This is a genomic window from Pseudomonas sp. 18-147 (assembly GCF_051048045.1).
In the GTDB taxonomy this organism is placed as follows: domain Bacteria; phylum Pseudomonadota; class Gammaproteobacteria; order Pseudomonadales; family Pseudomonadaceae; genus Pseudomonas; species Pseudomonas aeruginosa.
The window spans coordinates 6,127,979-6,144,886 of record NZ_CP182296.1; the positions used below are offsets into that span (position 1 = coordinate 6,127,979).

Annotated in this window: 18 protein-coding genes; 10 read left to right on the top strand and 8 right to left on the bottom strand. The window is 65.3% G+C overall.

Annotated elements, in window-relative coordinates; all coding sequences use genetic code 11:
• Nucleotides 1–22: 22 nt before the first annotated feature.
• The 3 genes from ACM0M4_RS28910 to fabY all read left to right on the top strand — a co-directional run bounded on the left by ACM0M4_RS28910 (nucleotide 23) and on the right by fabY (nucleotide 4,346).
• On the top strand, nucleotides 23–1,033 hold the full coding sequence (locus ACM0M4_RS28910) for an ornithine carbamoyltransferase (protein WP_003096197.1): 1,011 nt from the start codon (nucleotides 23–25) through the stop codon (nucleotides 1,031–1,033).
• A gap of 60 nt (nucleotides 1,034–1,093) precedes the next feature.
• The gene (arcC, locus tag ACM0M4_RS28915; RefSeq protein ID WP_003100033.1) at nucleotides 1,094–2,026 is read left to right on the top strand and encodes a carbamate kinase; all 933 of its coding nucleotides are present in this window, start codon (nucleotides 1,094–1,096) and stop codon (nucleotides 2,024–2,026) included.
• Nucleotides 2,027–2,441: 415 nt separating this feature from the next.
• A complete protein-coding gene (gene fabY, locus ACM0M4_RS28920; protein WP_003114068.1) occupies nucleotides 2,442–4,346 on the top strand; it encodes a beta-ketoacyl-ACP synthase FabY in 1,905 nt (634 codons plus the stop codon).
• Between the two features lie 46 nt (nucleotides 4,347–4,392).
• Here fabY and ACM0M4_RS28925 read toward each other — a convergent pair whose 3' ends face one another.
• The 4 genes from ACM0M4_RS28925 to nudE form a co-directional block, all read right to left on the bottom strand.
• A complete protein-coding gene (locus ACM0M4_RS28925; protein WP_124014481.1) occupies nucleotides 4,393–4,623 on the bottom strand; it encodes a hypothetical protein in 231 nt (76 codons plus the stop codon).
• Between the two features lie 61 nt (nucleotides 4,624–4,684).
• Nucleotides 4,685–5,386, bottom strand: coding sequence for a hypothetical protein (locus ACM0M4_RS28930; protein ID WP_108202004.1), 702 nt, complete (start codon nucleotides 5,384–5,386; stop codon nucleotides 4,685–4,687).
• 403 nt (nucleotides 5,387–5,789) lie between these two features.
• Nucleotides 5,790–6,611 carry a 3'(2'),5'-bisphosphate nucleotidase CysQ gene (gene cysQ / locus ACM0M4_RS28935; RefSeq protein WP_012614652.1) on the bottom strand — a complete coding sequence of 274 codons (822 nt, stop codon included), beginning with the start codon at nucleotides 6,609–6,611 and terminating at the stop codon, nucleotides 5,790–5,792.
• Complete coding sequence (gene nudE, locus ACM0M4_RS28940; protein WP_003096206.1) at nucleotides 6,608–7,174, bottom strand: ADP compounds hydrolase NudE; 567 nt, start codon at nucleotides 7,172–7,174, stop codon at nucleotides 6,608–6,610. The genes cysQ and nudE overlap by 4 nt, the downstream gene beginning before the upstream one ends.
• 125 nt (nucleotides 7,175–7,299) lie before the next feature.
• Between nudE and yrfG the strand changes: the two genes are divergently transcribed.
• The gene (gene yrfG / locus ACM0M4_RS28945) at nucleotides 7,300–7,965 is read left to right on the top strand and encodes a GMP/IMP nucleotidase (RefSeq protein ID WP_003114065.1); all 666 of its coding nucleotides are present in this window, start codon (nucleotides 7,300–7,302) and stop codon (nucleotides 7,963–7,965) included.
• Between the two features lie 154 nt (nucleotides 7,966–8,119).
• Here yrfG and lysM read toward each other — a convergent pair whose 3' ends face one another.
• Entirely contained in the window at nucleotides 8,120–8,557 is a 438-nt protein-coding gene (gene lysM, locus ACM0M4_RS28950; RefSeq protein ID WP_115288907.1) for a peptidoglycan-binding protein LysM, read from the bottom strand.
• A 173-nt stretch (nucleotides 8,558–8,730) separates the two neighbouring features.
• Here lysM and ACM0M4_RS28955 point away from each other — a divergent pair, with 173 nt between their 5' ends.
• From ACM0M4_RS28955 to ACM0M4_RS28975, 5 genes are all read left to right on the top strand, one after another.
• Nucleotides 8,731–9,612, top strand: a complete 882-nt coding sequence (locus ACM0M4_RS28955) for a LysR family transcriptional regulator (RefSeq protein WP_003100042.1) — start codon at nucleotides 8,731–8,733, stop codon at nucleotides 9,610–9,612.
• Between the two features lie 96 nt (nucleotides 9,613–9,708).
• Nucleotides 9,709–10,548, top strand: a complete 840-nt coding sequence (gene fdhD / locus ACM0M4_RS28960; protein WP_003100044.1) for a formate dehydrogenase accessory sulfurtransferase FdhD — start codon at nucleotides 9,709–9,711, stop codon at nucleotides 10,546–10,548.
• Between the two features lie 7 nt (nucleotides 10,549–10,555).
• Entirely contained in the window at nucleotides 10,556–12,877 is a 2,322-nt protein-coding gene (locus ACM0M4_RS28965; RefSeq protein ID WP_023090179.1) for an FdhF/YdeP family oxidoreductase, read from the top strand.
• 309 nt (nucleotides 12,878–13,186) lie between these two features.
• A complete protein-coding gene (locus ACM0M4_RS28970; protein ID WP_003100049.1) occupies nucleotides 13,187–13,702 on the top strand; it encodes a hypothetical protein in 516 nt (171 codons plus the stop codon).
• Between the two features lie 98 nt (nucleotides 13,703–13,800).
• The gene (locus tag ACM0M4_RS28975) at nucleotides 13,801–14,208 is read left to right on the top strand and encodes a glycine zipper domain-containing protein (protein ID WP_003100051.1); all 408 of its coding nucleotides are present in this window, start codon (nucleotides 13,801–13,803) and stop codon (nucleotides 14,206–14,208) included.
• Nucleotides 14,209–14,276: 68 nt separating this feature from the next.
• On the opposite strand, the gene ACM0M4_RS28980 is transcribed toward ACM0M4_RS28975, so the two are convergent.
• A complete protein-coding gene (locus ACM0M4_RS28980; protein ID WP_003096222.1) occupies nucleotides 14,277–14,492 on the bottom strand; it encodes a carbon storage regulator in 216 nt (71 codons plus the stop codon).
• 224 nt (nucleotides 14,493–14,716) lie between these two features.
• On the opposite strand from ACM0M4_RS28980, the gene ACM0M4_RS28985 reads away from it, so the two are divergent.
• The gene (locus tag ACM0M4_RS28985; RefSeq protein ID WP_003118024.1) at nucleotides 14,717–15,274 is read left to right on the top strand and encodes a chorismate mutase; all 558 of its coding nucleotides are present in this window, start codon (nucleotides 14,717–14,719) and stop codon (nucleotides 15,272–15,274) included.
• On the opposite strand, the gene ACM0M4_RS28990 is transcribed toward ACM0M4_RS28985, so the two are convergent.
• Nucleotides 15,256–15,699, bottom strand: a complete 444-nt coding sequence (locus ACM0M4_RS28990) for an acyl-CoA thioesterase (protein ID WP_016254019.1) — start codon at nucleotides 15,697–15,699, stop codon at nucleotides 15,256–15,258. The genes ACM0M4_RS28985 and ACM0M4_RS28990 overlap by 19 nt on opposite strands.
• A 22-nt stretch (nucleotides 15,700–15,721) precedes the next feature.
• Entirely contained in the window at nucleotides 15,722–16,885 is a 1,164-nt protein-coding gene (locus tag ACM0M4_RS28995) for an iron-containing alcohol dehydrogenase (RefSeq protein ID WP_003123674.1), read from the bottom strand.
• Nucleotides 16,886–16,908 lie beyond the last annotated feature (23 nt).

Consider the following 16,908-nt stretch of genomic DNA (forward strand, 5'->3'; position numbering starts at 1 on the left):
ACTTCCCACAAGGAGATCAATCATGGCTTTCAACATGCACAACCGTAACCTACTCAGCCTGATGCACCACAGCACCCGCGAGCTGCGTTACCTGCTCGACCTGTCCCGCGACCTCAAGCGCGCCAAGTACACCGGCACCGAGCAGCAGCACCTGCAACGCAAGAACATCGCCCTGATCTTCGAGAAGACCTCCACCCGCACCCGCTGCGCCTTCGAGGTGGCCGCCTACGACCAGGGCGCCAACGTCACCTACATCGACCCGAACTCCTCGCAGATCGGCCACAAGGAGAGCATGAAGGACACCGCGCGGGTCCTCGGCCGGATGTACGACGCCATCGAGTACCGCGGCTTCAAGCAGGAAATCGTCGAGGAACTCGCGAAGTTCGCCGGCGTTCCGGTGTTCAACGGCCTGACCGACGAATACCACCCGACCCAGATGCTCGCCGACGTGCTGACCATGCGCGAGCACAGCGACAAGCCGCTGCACGACATCAGCTACGCCTACCTGGGCGACGCGCGCAACAACATGGGCAACTCCCTGCTGCTGATCGGCGCCAAGCTCGGCATGGACGTACGCATCGCCGCACCGAAGGCGCTCTGGCCGCACGACGAGTTCGTCGCCCAGTGCAAGAAGTTCGCCGAGGAAAGCGGCGCCAAGCTGACCCTCACCGAGGATCCGAAGGAAGCCGTGAAGGGCGTGGACTTCGTCCACACCGACGTCTGGGTGTCGATGGGCGAGCCGGTGGAAGCCTGGGGCGAGCGGATCAAGGAACTGCTGCCCTACCAGGTCAACATGGAGATCATGAAGGCCACCGGCAACCCGCGGGCCAAGTTCATGCACTGCCTGCCGGCGTTCCACAACAGCGAGACCAAGGTCGGCAAGCAGATCGCCGAGCAGTATCCGAACCTGGCCAACGGCATCGAGGTGACCGAGGACGTCTTCGAGTCGCCCTACAACATCGCCTTCGAGCAGGCCGAGAACCGCATGCACACCATCAAGGCGATCCTCGTCTCGACCCTCGCCGACATCTGACCGCGCTCCTGCGCCCCGGCCCACGCGGCCGGGCGCAGCCGCCTTCCGGAGGTAACCTATATGCGTATCGTCGTCGCATTGGGCGGTAATGCCCTGCTACGCCGTGGCGAACCCATGACCGCGGACAACCAGCGGGAAAACGTGCGGATCGCCGCCGAACAGATCGCCAAGGTGGCGCCCGGCAACGAGCTGGTGATCGCCCACGGCAACGGCCCCCAGGTCGGCCTGCTGGCCCTCCAGGGTGCCGCCTACGACAAGGTCTCGCCCTACCCGCTGGACGTCCTCGGCGCGGAAACCGAGGGCATGATCGGCTACATGATCGAACAGGAAATGGGCAACCTGCTGCCGTTCGAAGTGCCGTTCGCCACCATCCTCACCCAGGTCGAGGTGGACGGTAAGGATCCGGCGTTCCAGAACCCGACCAAGCCGATCGGCCCGGTCTACTCCAGGGAAGAAGCCGAGCGCCTGGCCGCCGAGAAGGGCTGGAGCATCGCCCCGGACGGCGACAAGTTCCGCCGCGTGGTGCCCAGCCCGCGGCCGAAGCGGATCTTCGAGATCCGCCCGGTGAAGTGGCTGCTGGAGAAAGGCACCATCGTCATCTGCGCTGGCGGCGGCGGTATCCCGACCATGTACGACGAGGCCGGGAAGAAGCTCAGCGGCGTCGAGGCGGTGATCGACAAGGACCTCTGCTCCTCGCTGCTGGCCCAGGAGCTGGTGGCCGACATCCTGATCATCGCCACCGACGTCGACGCGGCCTACGTCGACTGGGGCAAGCCGACCCAGAAGGCCATCGCCCAGGCCCACCCGGACGAACTGGAGCGCCTCGGCTTCGCCGCCGGCTCCATGGGTCCGAAGGTCCAGGCCGCCATCGAGTTCGCCCGCGCCACCGGCAAGGACGCGGTGATCGGTTCGCTCGCGGACATCGTCGCAATCACCGAGGGCAAGGCGGGAACACGGGTCAGCACGCGCAAGGCGGGCATCGAGTACCGCTGATACACCACCCCCAGGGCCGCTTCGCGGCCCTTCTTCATTCTCCTCTGCCGGCATCGGGCGAAAGGTGGATAGCGCCACGCCTCTGCGCGCGGACTTTCAAGCAAGTCCCGCAACACTCGCCCACGCCCCACCTCTGCCAACAGCCCGGCCATGGGCGTCAATCCCCCCACGGCAGACCGCCAGCACTTGTGGAAAGCCCACGCAACGCGGTATTCAGTAGGAAAATACGTGACTCGATAGTCATGATTCACGTCAGCATAGTCACCCTGATCATTTCAACGGCCACTGGCTCGTGCCCGGGTCCGTGAAGCTCGCCTCGCCGACGGGAAAGGCCGCCATCGCCGCCACGCGCTTCCCGCTCCGGACCAGGCAGCAGCCCGGCACGCGAACGACTATTCGAAGGAGTTTCTGAGTGATGTCTCGACTACCGGTCATTGTTGGTTTCGGTGGCTACAACGCAGCAGGCCGTAGTTCCTTCCACCACGGCTTCCGCCGCATGGTCATCGAATCGATGGACCCGCAGGCGCGCCAGGAAACCCTAGCCGGCCTGGCGGTCATGATGAAACTGGTCAAGGCCGAAGGCGGCCGCTACCTGGCCGAAGACGGCACGCCGCTGTCCCCGGAGGACATCGAGCGGCGCTACGCCGAACGCATCTTCGCCTCTACCCTGGTGCGACGCATCGAACCGCAGTACCTCGACCCGGATGCAGTCCACTGGCACAAGGTCCTCGAGCTGTCCCCTGCCGAAGGCCAGGCGCTGACCTTCAAGGCCTCGCCCAAGCAACTGCCCGAGCCGCTGCCGGCCAACTGGTCGATCGCTCCCGCGGAGGACGGCGAGGTGCTGGTGAGCATCCACGAGCGCTGCGAGTTCAAGGTGGACAGCTACCGTGCGCTGACGGTGAAGTCCGCCGGCCAGTTGCCCACCGGTTTCGAACCGGGCGAGCTGTACAACTCGCGCTTCCACCCGCGCGGCCTGCAGATGTCGGTGGTCGCCGCGACCGACGCGATCCGCTCCACCGGCATCGACTGGAAGACCATCGTCGACAACGTCCAGCCCGACGAGATCGCGGTATTCTCCGGCAGCATCATGAGCCAGCTCGACGACAACGGTTTCGGCGGCCTGATGCAATCCCGCCTGAAGGGCCACCGGGTCTCGGCCAAGCAACTGCCGCTGGGCTTCAACAGCATGCCCACCGATTTCATCAATGCCTACGTGCTCGGCAGCGTCGGCATGACCGGCAGCATCACAGGCGCCTGCGCCACCTTCCTCTACAACCTGCAGAAGGGTATCGACGTCATCACCAGCGGCCAGGCCCGGGTGGTCATCGTCGGCAACAGCGAGGCGCCGATCCTGCCGGAGTGCATCGAGGGCTACAGTGCCATGGGCGCACTGGCCACCGAAGAAGGCCTGCGCCTGATCGAAGGCCGCGACGACGTGGACTTCCGCCGCGCCAGCCGGCCTTTCGGCGAGAACTGCGGCTTCACCCTGGCCGAGTCCAGCCAATACGTAGTGCTGATGGACGACGAACTGGCCCTGCGCCTGGGCGCGGATATCCACGGCGCGGTAACCGACGTGTTCATCAACGCCGACGGTTTCAAGAAGTCCATCTCCGCCCCCGGCCCGGGCAACTACCTGACGGTAGCCAAGGCGGTGGCCAGCGCGGTGCAGATCGTCGGCCTGGACACCGTGCGCCACGCCAGCTTCGTCCACGCCCACGGCTCCAGCACGCCGGCCAACCGGGTCACCGAATCGGAAATCCTCGACCGCGTGGCCAGCGCCTTCGGCATCGACGGCTGGCCGGTCACCGCGGTGAAGGCCTACGTCGGCCACTCCCTGGCCACCGCCAGCGCCGATCAACTGATTTCCGCCCTGGGCACCTTCAAGTACGGCATCCTCCCTGGGATCAAGACCATCGACAAGGTCGCCGACGACGTCCACCAGCAGCGCCTGAGCATCTCCAATCGCGACATGCGCCAGGACAAGCCGCTGGAGGTGTGCTTCATCAACTCCAAGGGCTTCGGCGGCAACAACGCCAGCGGCGTGGTGCTGTCGCCGCGAATCGCCGAGAAGATGCTGCGCAAGCGCCATGGCCAAGCGGCCTTCGCCGCCTACGTCGAGAAGCGCGAGCAGACCCGCGCCGCCGCCCGCGCCTACGACCAGCGCGCGCTGCAGGGCGACCTGGAGATCATCTACAACTTCGGCCAGGACCTGATCGACGAACACGCCATCGAGGTCAGCGCCGAACAGGTGACGGTGCCCGGCTTCAGCCAGCCGCTGGTATACAAGAAGGACGCGCGTTTCAGCGACATGCTCGACTGAGCGCCGCCACAACGGAAAAGGCCCGGCTAGACCGGGCCTTTTCGTTTCAGTGCAGCGCGCGCGCCAGTTGGATCAGCTCGCTGCGCCACTCGGCGAGCCTATCTGGATGCGCTGGATCAGGTGATGGCCAGTTCCAGCGTTTCACCGACAGCCGCTGGAAGTTCACGGGTACGATGCCGATCTGGACTTCCAGCGTCTCATGGATGAACAAACAGCGACGAAGTTCCTGGCGGAGCTGAAAAAGCACCGATCGGCCAATTTTGACATCAAGCTCCACGGTGAAGCTCCCATTGAGTTATCAGGCACTGGATATCCGTTCTGATAGCCCCTCGAAACACCTATTTATTGACAGGTGTTTTCTCATCGCTGGAGGAAAGCACATAGTAAAAAAATACGAACCCCAGCCATAGGGGAAGCATTGCCTCATAATCCCCACTGAAAAAAGAGCAGGCAAACCCTACCAGCCAAACCGCAAGAAGAATTCCACTCAACACCTGTGTGGTCTTACTGCGAAATATCAGTCCTCCAGAGGTACTACGCCAACCTATATTCAGCAACGGCAGGAGCATAAAACAGACGGCAAAAGCGACCGCGCAAGAGACAAACCAGGCAACTACTATATTGTCCCTCCACGTTGGATACAGCATTCTATCCAGACTTAAAGAGGTTGCTAAAACTTCTGAAAGCACAATGGAAACTGGAGTCGCCAAATAGAGAAAAACCAAAAGCACACGATTTCTCCTCACGACTACCGGAGATGGCAGAAAGAATATAGCGAGCGCCAAAATAAGCGCACAAATCGAATACCGCTCCAGATAGATCTTATCGGTAAGCTGCCGGAACAACTCGTCTTGAAATTTCTCTTCAGCGGTCAGTCTTGAAGCATAGTCATTCATATTCTCAGGATAGATATCTGCCAACACCTCAGAGCTTTTCAAAACATCCATACCCAGCGAAGCTGAGAATAGATAAATCGATACGCTCGCCATCACAGCCGCAGCTAAAACACGAAAACGATAGATCGATGGATATGTTGGCATAGTGCCCTCCCGCAAACGCGAGAACTCTACGCTCTACATGCTCTCCCCGTGTGCGATTACGATGGAGTTTTCATGGAGCCCATGATCCTCCCCAGGCTTCGGAAAAAATCACACAGGAACTTACTCAGGCGCCACCCCTATCGGCACCGGCCGACAGCTCAACGAAAAGCCCCGCTCATACGGTCATGCCGTTCACCAAAGTGAATATTTGGTGAGCCACTACCGAATCCCGCTGTCAGTCATCTGCTGCGGGCTATTTGCATGTTTTCTGTCAGCCCGAGCGGGCAAAACATCGTAATCTCCCATAGAGACCAGAAAACAGATCAGAAAAACGCCGCGCCCCCATTGGGGTGCGGCGTTTTTCTTAAGTAAACAGCATTAGGGTTCGACCAGCTCTTTCGTTTCAGTGCAGCGCGCGCGCCAGTTGGATCAGCTCGCTGCGCCACTCGGCGGCGCGCGGCAGGGCCAGGAAGGAGCCGTTGAGGTAGTCCTCGCGCGGCTCGTAGGTGAATGGCGCACCATGCAGGTCGAGCACCTCGCCGCCGGCGCCTTCCAGCACACCCTGGGCGGCGGCCGTGTCCCATTGCGAGGTTGGCGTCAGGCGCGGATAGCAGTCGGCAGCGCCCTCGGCCAGCAGGCAGAACTTCAGCGAACTGCCGATGCTGGCTCGCCGCAGGTCGCCGAAGCGCTCGCTCAAGCCATCCAGCAGGCGCTCCTGGGCCGGGCTGCCATGGCGCTTGCTGGCCACCACGGTGAAGGCCTCCTCGGGCTCCAGGCGCACACTGATCGGTTGCGCGCGGCCATCGGCCTCCTCGCGCCAGGCACCGAGACCGGCGCCACCGTAGTAGCAGCGGCCGCTCACCGGCACGCCGACCAGACCGAACAGCACCCGGCCATCCTCGACCAGGGCCACGTTGACGGTGAACTCCTCGCTACCGGAGATGAACTCCTTGGTGCCGTCCAGCGGGTCCACCAGCCACCAGCGCCGCCAGTGGCCGCGCTCGCTCAGCGGTATCTCGCAATCCTCTTCGGAAAGCACCGGAATGTCCGGCGCCAGCGCCCGCAACCCCGCCTCCAATATATGGTGCGCGGACAGGTCGGCGGCGGTAACCGGCGATTCGTCGGCCTTCGAGCGCACCGCCACGTCGGCGCGCCAGTGCGGCAGGATCGCCTCGCCGGCGCGCCGCACCAGCGCCACCAATTCGCCCCAAGGCACCGGCCTCATGCCTGGTACTCGCCGCGCTGGGTGAGCAGGTCGCGCACCAGGTACAGCGCGGCCAGGGCGCGGCCTTCGCTGAACTGGGCGTGCTGGGCCAGGCTCGACAGTTCGCGCAGGCTGATGCGATCGACGCCCATCGGCTCCGGCTCGTCGCCCGGCAGGCGCTCCTCGTAGAGGTCGCGCGCCAGCACCACCTGGATGCGCTGGCTCATGTAGCCCGGCGACAGCGACAGTTCGGTGATGTGCTCCAGTTGCCGGGCACCGTAGCCCGCTTCCTCCTTGAGCTCGCGGTTGGCCGCCGCGAGGATGTCCTCGCCCGGCTCGACCAGGCCCTTGGGCAGCGACAACTGGTATTCGTCGACCCCGGCGCAATATTCCTCCACCAGCACCGCGTGCTCGGCATCGAGCATGGCCACCACCATCACCGCACCGTAGCCCTGGCCCTTGCCGACCAGACGCTCGTAGGTGCGCTCGACGCCATTGCTGAAGCGCAGTTGCAACTCCTCGACAGCGAACAGTCGGCTCTTCGCGACGATCTCGCTGGCGAGTACGGTGGGTTTCTGACGCATGTGGATAACTCCTTGGCGAAGCCGGCGGGTTATCATACCCCGGCTTTTCCGATTATCCCTGTCGGAGATTGATGGGAAGCGACAGATTTCCGCATCGATCGCGACGAACCGCGACAAGAGCCGCCATGCCCACCCTGCCCTGGTCCGCCATCGACACCGTGCTGCTCGACATGGACGGCACCCTGCTCGACCTGCACTTCGACAACCACTTCTGGCTGGAACACCTGCCCCAGCGCTATGCCGAACGCAATGGCCTCAGTCGCACCGAAGCCGACGCCGTGCTCGAGCCGCTGTTCCGCGAACACGCCGGCCAGCTCAACTGGTACTGCCTGGATTTCTGGAGCCGGGAACTGGACCTGTCGATCCGCGAACTCAAGCACGAGGTGGCGCACCTGATCTCGCTGCGTCCGCACGCCGATACCTTCCTCGCCGCCCTGCGCCGGGCCGGCAAGCGCGTGGCGCTGATCACCAACGCGCACCGCGACTCGCTGTCGCTGAAGCTGGAACGGATCGAACTGGCGCCCTATTTCGACCGACTGATCAGCTCCCACGACTACGGCTACCCGAAGGAGGACGCGCGCTTCTGGAGCGCCCTGCAAGCCGATTTCGGCTTCGACCCGCAGCGCAGCCTGTTCATCGACGACAGCCTGCCGATCCTGCGCAGCGCCCGCGCCTATGGTGTCGCCCACCTGTTGGCGGTACGCCACCCGGACAGCCGTGGCCAGGTCCGGGACACCGAGGAGTTCGCTGCCCAGGAGGACTACCGGCGGCTGCTCGAAGGACTGCCGTAGCCGCGGTTGTCCGCCTGCCCGCCATAACGATGGTGGCTAGTGCCCGAAAAGCGGTTCGCCGTGGGGAGCGAAGCCGGGCAGCAATGCCCAACGGACCCTCGCGCCACGGAAACGAAAACCCCGCCACGCGGGCGGGGTTGGCGAAACGCCGGGATCACTCGGGAATGCGCAGGACCTGGCCGGGGTAGATCTTGTCCGGATGGCTGAGCATCGGCTTGTTGGCCTCGAAGATCTTCATGTAGGCGTTGGCATTGCCGTATTCGGCCTTGGCGATGGCGCTCAGGGTGTCGCCTTTCTTCACGGTGACGAAGCGCGCCTCCGGAGCGGCCTGGGCCACGGTGATCTTGTCTTCCACCGAGGAGACGCCGGCGACGTTGCCCAGCGCCAGCAGGATCTTCTCTTTCTCCTCCTGGCTGGCCACCTCGCCCGAGGCGATGACCTTGTCGCCTTCCACCGAAACCTGGATGTTCGGGTTGCCCAGGCCGGCCTTGGCGACGTGCTCCTTCAGCGACTCGGCCGCCTGTGCCTCATGCCCCGTCAGCGTATCCCACAGCTTTTCACCGGCTTCCTTCACGAACGCGAAAATACCCATCTTTGGTTCTCCCTTTACGGTTACGGTTGCAAGCGGCCGGCGCAATCCCGATCCGCGACTAGCCAAGTCTAGACTGCAAAAACCGGCGAAATATCCCCAGGCTCCTTCGTCACCCCATAACACTGCGCCCATTCGCGTTAAGATTCGGCGACACCCCCGCCACGGAAGCGCCGATGGACATCAAGCAACTGAAATTCCTCTGCGCCCTCGACGAAACCCGCCACTTCGGCCAGGCCGCCGCGCGCTGCCACGTCACCCAGCCGACCCTGTCCATGCGCCTGCGCAGCCTGGAGGAAGAACTCGGCCTGGAACTGGTGCGACGCAGCCAGCGCTTCGAAGGCTTCACCGAGGCCGGCGAGCGCGTACTGGCCTGGGCACGCAGCCTGCTGGCGGCCCAGGAAGGGCTGTACGCGGAAGCCGCCGCCTGCCGCGGGCAACTGGTCGGGACCCTGCGCCTGGGCGTGGTGCCGCTGGCCAGCTTCGACCCGATGCGCCTGGTCCAGCACATGGCCGGGCGCCACCCGGAGTTGCGTTTCCAGCTCTATTCCCTGAGTTCGGAACAGGTACTCGAAGGCCTGGCGCGCAACCAGTTCGATCTCGGCGTCTCTTATCTGGACCGTCTGGACCGCAGCCATTTCGAGGGCATCGAACTGGCGGAGACCCGCATGGGCCTGCTCCATCACCCCAGCCATTTCCCGCTCGACGCCGCGCTGCTGAACTGGGAAGCGCTGGCTGGCCTGCCGCTAGGCCTGCTCTCGGCGGGCATGCACTTCCGCCAATCCATCGACCACAACTTCCGCAGCCGCGGGTTGAGCCCCATCGCGCGCCTGGAAACCGACTCGGTACAGCAACTGCTGCAGGCGGTGCAGCGCGGCTTGTGCTGCGCGATCATGCCGCTGGGCAGCGAAGTCGACGGCGAGTTGCGCCTGATCCCCATCGAGGACGCCCATACCCTGGCAGCGCTCGGTCTGATCATCCGCAGCGGACAGCCGCGCTCGGCGCTGGCCGAAGCCTGTTTCGAGGAAGCCCGGAACTGGTTGGCGCCGCAGTCTTGATAGATCACCTCGATCAGCGCATCGGCACAACCGATTAGACGCTGCCCCGCGTCAGGCCTAGGCTGGTGCCACACCTAGAACGATAGGGCCCAGCCCATGCCTTGCCAGCCTGCATGCCCGGTATCCGCGGATACCTGGGCGCCTTCCGCCGTTCCCGACGATTACCGCTACGCCGACCTGCACCTGCCGCAGCAGGTCGGCCAGGCCTCCCTTGCCGCCGAGTGTGCCGTGGCGATCAGCTACAACGGACTGAACCAGGCGGTGATGATGGCCTCGCCCGAGGACATCGAGGATTTCGTCCGCGGTTTCAGCCTCAGCAGCGGCTTCGTGGAGTCCATCGACGACATCTATGAAATCCGCGTCAGCGGCCAGGGCGAATCCCTCCACGCCGAGGTCGAAATCAGCAGCCGCGCGTTCTGGAACCTCAAGCGCCAACGCCGGCAACTGGCCGGCACTTCCGGCTGCGGCCTGTGCGGCGTCGAAGCCCTGGAGCAGGCCCTGCCGCAACTGCCGGAACGGTCGCCGCAGGCGCTGCCTCCCGCCGCCCATCTCGGCGCCCTGCGCCAGCGTATCGAGCAGGCCCAGCGACTGGCGCGCCATAGCGGCGCCCTGCATGCCGCGCTGTATTTCGACGGGCATGGCGAGCTGCGCCTGTGTCGCGAGGACATCGGCCGCCACAACGCCCTCGACAAGCTGATCGGCGCCCTGCACCGCCAAGGCCTCGACGCCGCGCGCGGTTTCGCCGTGGTCACCAGCCGCTGCAGCCTGGAGCTTATCCACAAGGCCGTACGTGCCGGGATCGGCACCCTGGTCAGCCTCTCCGCCCCCACCGCCCTGACCGTGCAATGGGCGCGCCGCCACCAACTGAACCTGATCCACCAGCCCCATCACAACGCCCCGCGGGTCTACAGCCCGGCGCCGGCCGCAACCGAGTGAGTCCGCCATGAGCCTGCAACCTCTCCAACCCCGCTACAAGCCCTATGCCGGCGCCGCCGCCGGCTGGGGCGCGCTGCGCAGCGTGGCGCACTTCTGGCTGGACAGCAAACAGCCGTTCAAGAACCTCCGCGCCCTGCTCAAGACCAACCAGAACGGCGGTTTCGACTGCCCCGGCTGCGCCTGGGGCGACTCGCCGGAAGACGGCCGGGTGAAGTTCTGCGAGAACGGTGCCAAGGCAGTCAACTGGGAAGCCACCAAGCGCCGCGTCGACGCGGCGTTCTTCGCCCGCTACAGCGTCAGCGCCCTGCGCGAACAGAGCGACTACTGGCTGGAATACCAGGGCCGCCTCACCGGACCGATGCGCTACGACCCGCTCAGCGACCACTACCAGCCGATCACCTGGGACGCCGCCTTCGCCCTGGTCGCCGAGCACCTGCGCCGCCTGGATAGCCCCGACCAGGCGGAGTTCTATACCTCCGGGCGGGCCAGCAACGAGGCGGCCTACCTCTACCAGTTGTTCGTCCGCGCGTTCGGCACCAACAACTTCCCCGACTGCTCGAACATGTGCCACGAGGCCAGCGGCGTGGCACTGGGCCGCAGCGTCGGGGTCGGCAAGGGCAGCGTGACCTTCGACGACTTCGAACACGCCGACGCGATCTTCATCCTTGGGCAGAACCCCGGCACCAACCACCCGCGCATGCTCGAGCCGCTGCGCGAAGCAGTGAAGCGCGGCGCCCAGGTGGTCTGCTTCAACCCTCTCAAGGAGCGCGGCCTGGAGCGCTTCCAGCATCCGCAGAATGCGCTGGAAATGCTGACCAACGGGTCCTCGCCGCTGAACACCGCGTTCTTCCGTCCGGCACTGGGCGGCGACATGGCGGCGATCCGCGGGATCGCCAAGTTCCTCCTCGCCTGGGAGCGCGACGCCCAGGCCGAGGGCGGCGAGCCGGTATTCGACCACGCCTTCATCGCCGAGCACACCGACGGCCTCGAGGCCTACCTGGCCGAACTGGATGCCACCCCCTGGGAACACCTGGAGCGCCAGTCCGGGCTGAGCCTGGCGGAAATCGAACAGGCTGCGCGGATGTACCGGCGGGCGAACAGGGTCATCGTCTGCTGGGCGATGGGCATCACCCAACACCATCATTCGGTGGCGATCATCCAGGAAATCGTCAACCTGCAACTCCTGCGCGGCAACCTGGGCCGCCCGGGCGCCGGTCTCTGCCCGGTCCGCGGCCACAGCAACGTGCAGGGCGACCGCACCATGGGCATCAACGAGCGGCCGCCGGCGGCGCTGCTCGACGCACTGGAACGGCGCTTCGGCTTCGAAGTGCCACGCCACAACGGGCACAACGCCGTCGAGGCGATCGCCGCGATGCTCGCCGGCAAGTCGAAGGTCTTCATCGGCCTGGGCGGCAATTTCGCCCAGGCCACCCCGGACAGTCCGCGCACCCACGCCGCCCTGGCGTCATGCGACCTGACCGTGCACATCAGCACCAAGCTCAACCGCAGCCACCTGACCACCGGCCGCGACGCACTGATCCTGCCCTGCCTGGGGCGCACCGACATCGACCGCCAGGCCGAAGGCCCGCAGGCGGTCACGGTGGAAGACTCGTTCAGCATGATCCACGCATCCTACGGGCAACTGGAGCCGCTCTCGCAGCAGATGCGTTCGGAGCCGGCGATCATCGCCGGCATCGCCAAGGCAACCCTGGGCAACCATCCGGTGGACTGGGACGCGCTGATCGCCAACTACGAGCGCATCCGCGAGCTGATCGCCGACACCATCCCCGGTTTCGCCGACTTCAACCGCCGCGTCCGCCATCCCGGTGGCTTCTACCTCGGCAACTCCGCCGGCGAACGACGCTGGAACACCGCCAGCGGCAAGGCCAACTTCGTCGCCAACCCGCTGCCCCGCGACCTGTTGCCGGCACAGGTGCGCGACAGCGGCCTCGAACCCGACCTGATCCTGCAGACCCTGCGCTCCCATGACCAGTACAACACCACCATCTACGGCCTGGACGATCGCTATCGCGGAGTGAAGGGTCAGCGCGAAGTGGTATTCGCCAACGAGGCGGATATCCGCCGCCTGGGCTACCAGCCGGGCGACAAGGTCGACCTGGTCTCGCTGTGGAGCGATGGCATCGAACGCCGGGTACGCCGCTTCACCCTGCTCGCCTTCGACATCCCGGCCGGCCAGGCAGCCGCCTACTACCCGGAAACCAATCCCCTGGTGCCGCTGGAGAGCGTCGGCGTCGGCAGCCATACGCCGACTTCGAAGTTCATCGCGGTACGCCTGGAAAAGGCCACGGGCGACGGGCGCATTATCTGAAGCCCATGAAAAACGCCGCCTCCTGCAACAGGAGGCGGCGTCTTAAGGAAAAAGTCGATGAAAGGCCTTGAAGGCAGGCCGCTCGTCGGCGTTAGAATGGCCAGCATCCCGCCAGCAAAAATACCGATTTCGACCCTGAAATCGCGCTTCACATTCGGTCTACGACCGCCTCTACTTAAGAAAGTTCCCCATACAAAACAAGTACTTGGAATATTTCGAATTTGCTCTACCAATCGTCGGCTGGCGCTTGTCAGCGGTTTGGGCCAACCCCAGCATCGCAGCCGTCATCCCCACAGAGAGAAACTCTCTATGAAGTATTCCTCGATACTCCTGTTGTCCCTGAGTCTGGTCGGTAGTACCGCCTTCGCAGGCGACGACACCCGCGCGGCCATCGGCGGCGCCTTGGGCGGGGTGTTGGGTTCGGTCGTCGGCGATGCGGTCGGCGGCAGCACTGGCGCCGCGATCGGTAGTGGCATCGGTGGCGCTGCGGGCGGTGCAGTCGGCGCCGGACGCGGCAACAAGACCGAAGCCGCGATCGGCGGCGGCCTCGGTGCCGCAGGCGGCAACGTCATCGGCCGGCAGATCGGTGGCAGCACCGGTGGCCTGATCGGCGCGGCCCTCGGCGGCGCCGGCGGCGGCGCGCTGGGCAACCATTATGGCGACGGCAACCGCCGCTACGACGACGATGACGACTACCGCGACCGTCGCTACTACCGCCGCGCCGGCTATCGCGATGGCTATTACCGGCATGACAACGGCCATCACTATGGCCAGTACAAGAAGTGGAAGCGCCACAAGCATCATCGTCGCTACTACGACGACTGAACCCGCCGCTCCCTACGACGCAAAGGCCGGGCCGGATGGTCCGGCCTTTGTGCGAACGACCGTATTTCCCTCCCGATTGAAACGATGAGGCACGCACGATGCGTAAATCTCTCCTGGTAATCGCGTTCGGCCTGCTGAGCGCACAAGCCGCGCTCGCCGGCGATTCCACCAAGACCGCGGTGGGCGGCGGCGTAGGCGGTGCCCTGGGCAACGTCGTGGGCGGCGCCATCGGCGGTAGCACCGGTGCCGCCATAGGCGCCGGCCTGGGTGGCGCGGCCGGCGGCGCGATGACCGCCAAGGACGGGCGCAAGACCGAAGCCGCCCTGGGTGGCGGGCTAGGCGCGGCCGGCGGTTCGGTGATCGGCAACAAGCTGGGCGGCAGCACCGGCGCGACCATAGGTGCAGGCCTCGGCGGCGCAGCGGGTGGCGCGGTCGGTAACAACCTGGGCAAGGACAACGACAGCGGTCACCGCGGCAAGAAACACCGCAAGCACAAGCATCGTTGATCGGCATGCTTGCCGAAGCTGATGTGTAAAAGCCCCGCGAACGCGGGGCTTTTACTTTCTACCGTTCGTCAGCCTTTCGGTGCCGTTTTCAACTCGTCGCGAACGATCAGGACGCCACGCGGCGCCTCGATCCCGACCCGGGCCTGGTTGCCGATGATATCGGTGACCAGGATCCGGATGCCGCCTTCGCGCAATTGCCGAATCAGTTCCTCCGCCGGGTAGTCGGCCTTGAGGGACAGGGTGATGCCTTCGCCTTCTCGGCGGGAGAGTATCAGGAAACCCATGTTCCGCGTCCTTGCCAGTCATAGCAGGGGCAAACCGGCCCCTTTGGTGAATGAAATGGTGTGGAGGGATGGTCACAGAACATTGCTCCAGCGTCGAGACTGCAAACGTTCAATCAGAAATGTCCCATCCAGCGCTTCCTGTTCGCCTCACGCCATGTCATGGATTGTCGCACCGGGCTCGCTTTGCTAGCGTGCCGGACATCAATTCCATCCGAGATTTCCAGATGCGCCCGTCGTTCGCCAGTTGGGGCCTGCTTGCCCTCCTGCTCCTGCAAGGCCCGTTGCTCCAGGCCCAGCCGCTGTCACCGGCTCTCCAGCAACTGTTGAGCCTGAGCAGCCAGCGTTTGCAACTAGCCGATCAGGTAGCCCAGAGCAAGGCCCAGTCGGGCAAGGCGGTACAGGACAGCCCGCGGGAAGAACAACAGTTGCAGATGCTCGCCGGACAAGCCGGGAGCCACGGGGTCGGCGCCGAGCAGGTGCGCCTGCTGTTCGCCGCGCAGATCGAGGCGAACAAGCTGGTCCAGTACCGCCTGCTCAGCCGGCCGCTACCGGACGCTGGCCAGGCGGTCGACCTGGAGCGCATCCGCAGCCGCCTCAATCAGCTCAACCTGGAGCTGCTGCGCGGCTACGCCCCGGCGCTCGCCGAACTGCGCGTCGACGACTGCCGGCCGAGGCTCAACCAGGCGCTGCAACGGCAGGTACGCGACGATCGCCTGGACGAGCTGCACGCCATCGCCCTGTCACGGGCGGCGGGCGATCTCTGTCACTGGGCCGCGCTCTGAAGCGCGGCCAGCGCATCGCGTAGTTCCTGCGGAATGGCCACCGGGCGGCTGCTTCGGCGCTCCACGAAGACATGCACGAAACGCCCGGCCGCGCAGGCCTCCCGCTGCCCTTCGAGGAACAAGGCCAGTTCGTACTGCACCGAGCTGTTGCCCAGGCGCGCCACCCGCAGGCCCATCTCGATCCGCTGGGGGAAGGCCACCGGCGCGAAATAGTCGCAGCTGGAACTGACCACCAGGCCGATCACTTCGCCGCCCTGGATATCCAGGCCGCCGCGCTCGATCAGGTAGGTATTCACCGCCGTGTCGAAGAACGCATAGTAGGTCACGTTGTTCACGTGTCCGTAGATGTCGTTGTCGTGCCAGCGCGTGGTGATCGGCTGGAAATGAAGGTACTGCTCGCGCAGCGGTCGCAGGGCGGTCGCCATGCCCGGTCCTCGTAGAAGGGATTCAGTATGCCGCGCGATAGATCGCCAGGGCATCCGCCTCGCCGACCTCGCGCGGGTTGTTGACCAGCAGACGCTGCTGGAGCATCGCGTCGGCGGCCAGGCGCGGCAGCATCGCCTCGTCCACCCCGGCGTCGCGCAAGCGGCTCGGCAGGCCGTTGCGCGGACTGAGCTGGGCCAGTTCGTCGATCAGCTGCACGGTAAGCGCGTCGCGATCGCCCGGACGCAAGCGGTCGCCCAGCAGCAGCGGCGCCAGCTCGGCATAGAGTCCAGCGGCAGCGGGAGCGTTGAAACGGATCACCTCCGGTAGCACCAGCGCATTGCTCAGGCCGTGGGGAATGTGGAAATGCCCTCCCAGCGGATAGGCCAGGGCATGCACCGCCGCCACCGGCGCATTGGCGAAGGCCTGCCCGGCCAGGCAGGCGCCCAGCAGCATGGCCTGGCGCGCCTCGCGGTCGCCGCCGTCGCCTACCGCGCGTTCCAGGTTGGCCGCCAGCAGGCGCAACGCCTCCCGCGCCAGCAGGTCGGACAGCGGGTTCTTCTTCAGTTTGCTGGTATAGCTCTCGATCGCATGCACCATCGCGTCGATACCGGTCGCCGCGGTGACCGCCGGCGGCAAGCCGAGGGTCAGGTCGGCGTCGAGCAGCGCCAGGTCGGGCAGCAAGTGGGGCGAGACCACGCCCATCTTGGTGGTCTCGCCGGTGGTGACGATGGCGATCGGCGTCACCTCGGAGCCGGTCCCGGCGGTGGTCGGCACCTGGATCAGCGGCAGGCGCGGCCCGCGTGCGTTGCCGACCCCGAAGACCTCGCCGAGCCCCTGCCCTGCTTCTGGGTGGGCGAGCAGCGCGACCAGCTTGGCTACGTCCATGGAGCTGCCGCCGCCGAAACCGACCACCAGCTCGGCAGCCATGCCCCGCGCCCGCCCGAGCGCGGCCTCGACCACCGCCTCGGGCGGATCGGCGAGCACCTGGTCGTACACCTCGACGGCCAGGCCCAGGCGCGGGAAGCCGGGCAGGATCGCATCCAGCAAGCCGAGCCGGGTGATCCCCGGGTCGGTCACGATCAACACGCGGCGCGCCCTTCGCTCGCGGCAGAGTTCCGCCAGGCGGATGGCGGAGCCGGCCTCGCAGAGGATCTGCGCGGTAGTGGCGAAACTGAAAGCTTGCATATCGGTCTCCTTGGGCGAGACGC

What these genes read in the sequence shown, in the direction of transcription:
- ACM0M4_RS28910 (WP_003096197.1), top strand. Translation starts at nt 23, where the DNA reads ATGGCTTTCAACATGCACAACCGTAACCTACTCAGCCTGATGCACCAC.
- arcC (WP_003100033.1), top strand. Translation starts at nt 1,094, where the DNA reads ATGCGTATCGTCGTCGCATTGGGCGGTAATGCCCTGCTACGCCGTGGC.
- fabY (WP_003114068.1), top strand. Translation starts at nt 2,442, where the DNA reads ATGTCTCGACTACCGGTCATTGTTGGTTTCGGTGGCTACAACGCAGCA.
- ACM0M4_RS28930 (WP_108202004.1), bottom strand. Translation starts at nt 5,386, where the DNA reads ATGCCAACATATCCATCGATCTATCGTTTTCGTGTTTTAGCTGCGGCT.
- cysQ (WP_012614652.1), bottom strand. Translation starts at nt 6,611, where the DNA reads ATGAGGCCGGTGCCTTGGGGCGAATTGGTGGCGCTGGTGCGGCGCGCC.
- nudE (WP_003096206.1), bottom strand. Translation starts at nt 7,174, where the DNA reads ATGCGTCAGAAACCCACCGTACTCGCCAGCGAGATCGTCGCGAAGAGC.
- yrfG (WP_003114065.1), top strand. Translation starts at nt 7,300, where the DNA reads ATGCCCACCCTGCCCTGGTCCGCCATCGACACCGTGCTGCTCGACATG.
- lysM (WP_115288907.1), bottom strand. Translation starts at nt 8,557, where the DNA reads ATGGGTATTTTCGCGTTCGTGAAGGAAGCCGGTGAAAAGCTGTGGGAT.
- ACM0M4_RS28955 (WP_003100042.1), top strand. Translation starts at nt 8,731, where the DNA reads ATGGACATCAAGCAACTGAAATTCCTCTGCGCCCTCGACGAAACCCGC.
- fdhD (WP_003100044.1), top strand. Translation starts at nt 9,709, where the DNA reads ATGCCTTGCCAGCCTGCATGCCCGGTATCCGCGGATACCTGGGCGCCT.
- ACM0M4_RS28965 (WP_023090179.1), top strand. Translation starts at nt 10,556, where the DNA reads ATGAGCCTGCAACCTCTCCAACCCCGCTACAAGCCCTATGCCGGCGCC.
- ACM0M4_RS28970 (WP_003100049.1), top strand. Translation starts at nt 13,187, where the DNA reads ATGAAGTATTCCTCGATACTCCTGTTGTCCCTGAGTCTGGTCGGTAGT.
- ACM0M4_RS28975 (WP_003100051.1), top strand. Translation starts at nt 13,801, where the DNA reads ATGCGTAAATCTCTCCTGGTAATCGCGTTCGGCCTGCTGAGCGCACAA.
- ACM0M4_RS28980 (WP_003096222.1), bottom strand. Translation starts at nt 14,492, where the DNA reads ATGGGTTTCCTGATACTCTCCCGCCGAGAAGGCGAAGGCATCACCCTG.
- ACM0M4_RS28985 (WP_003118024.1), top strand. Translation starts at nt 14,717, where the DNA reads ATGCGCCCGTCGTTCGCCAGTTGGGGCCTGCTTGCCCTCCTGCTCCTG.
- ACM0M4_RS28990 (WP_016254019.1), bottom strand. Translation starts at nt 15,699, where the DNA reads ATGGCGACCGCCCTGCGACCGCTGCGCGAGCAGTACCTTCATTTCCAG.
- ACM0M4_RS28995 (WP_003123674.1), bottom strand. Translation starts at nt 16,885, where the DNA reads ATGCAAGCTTTCAGTTTCGCCACTACCGCGCAGATCCTCTGCGAGGCC.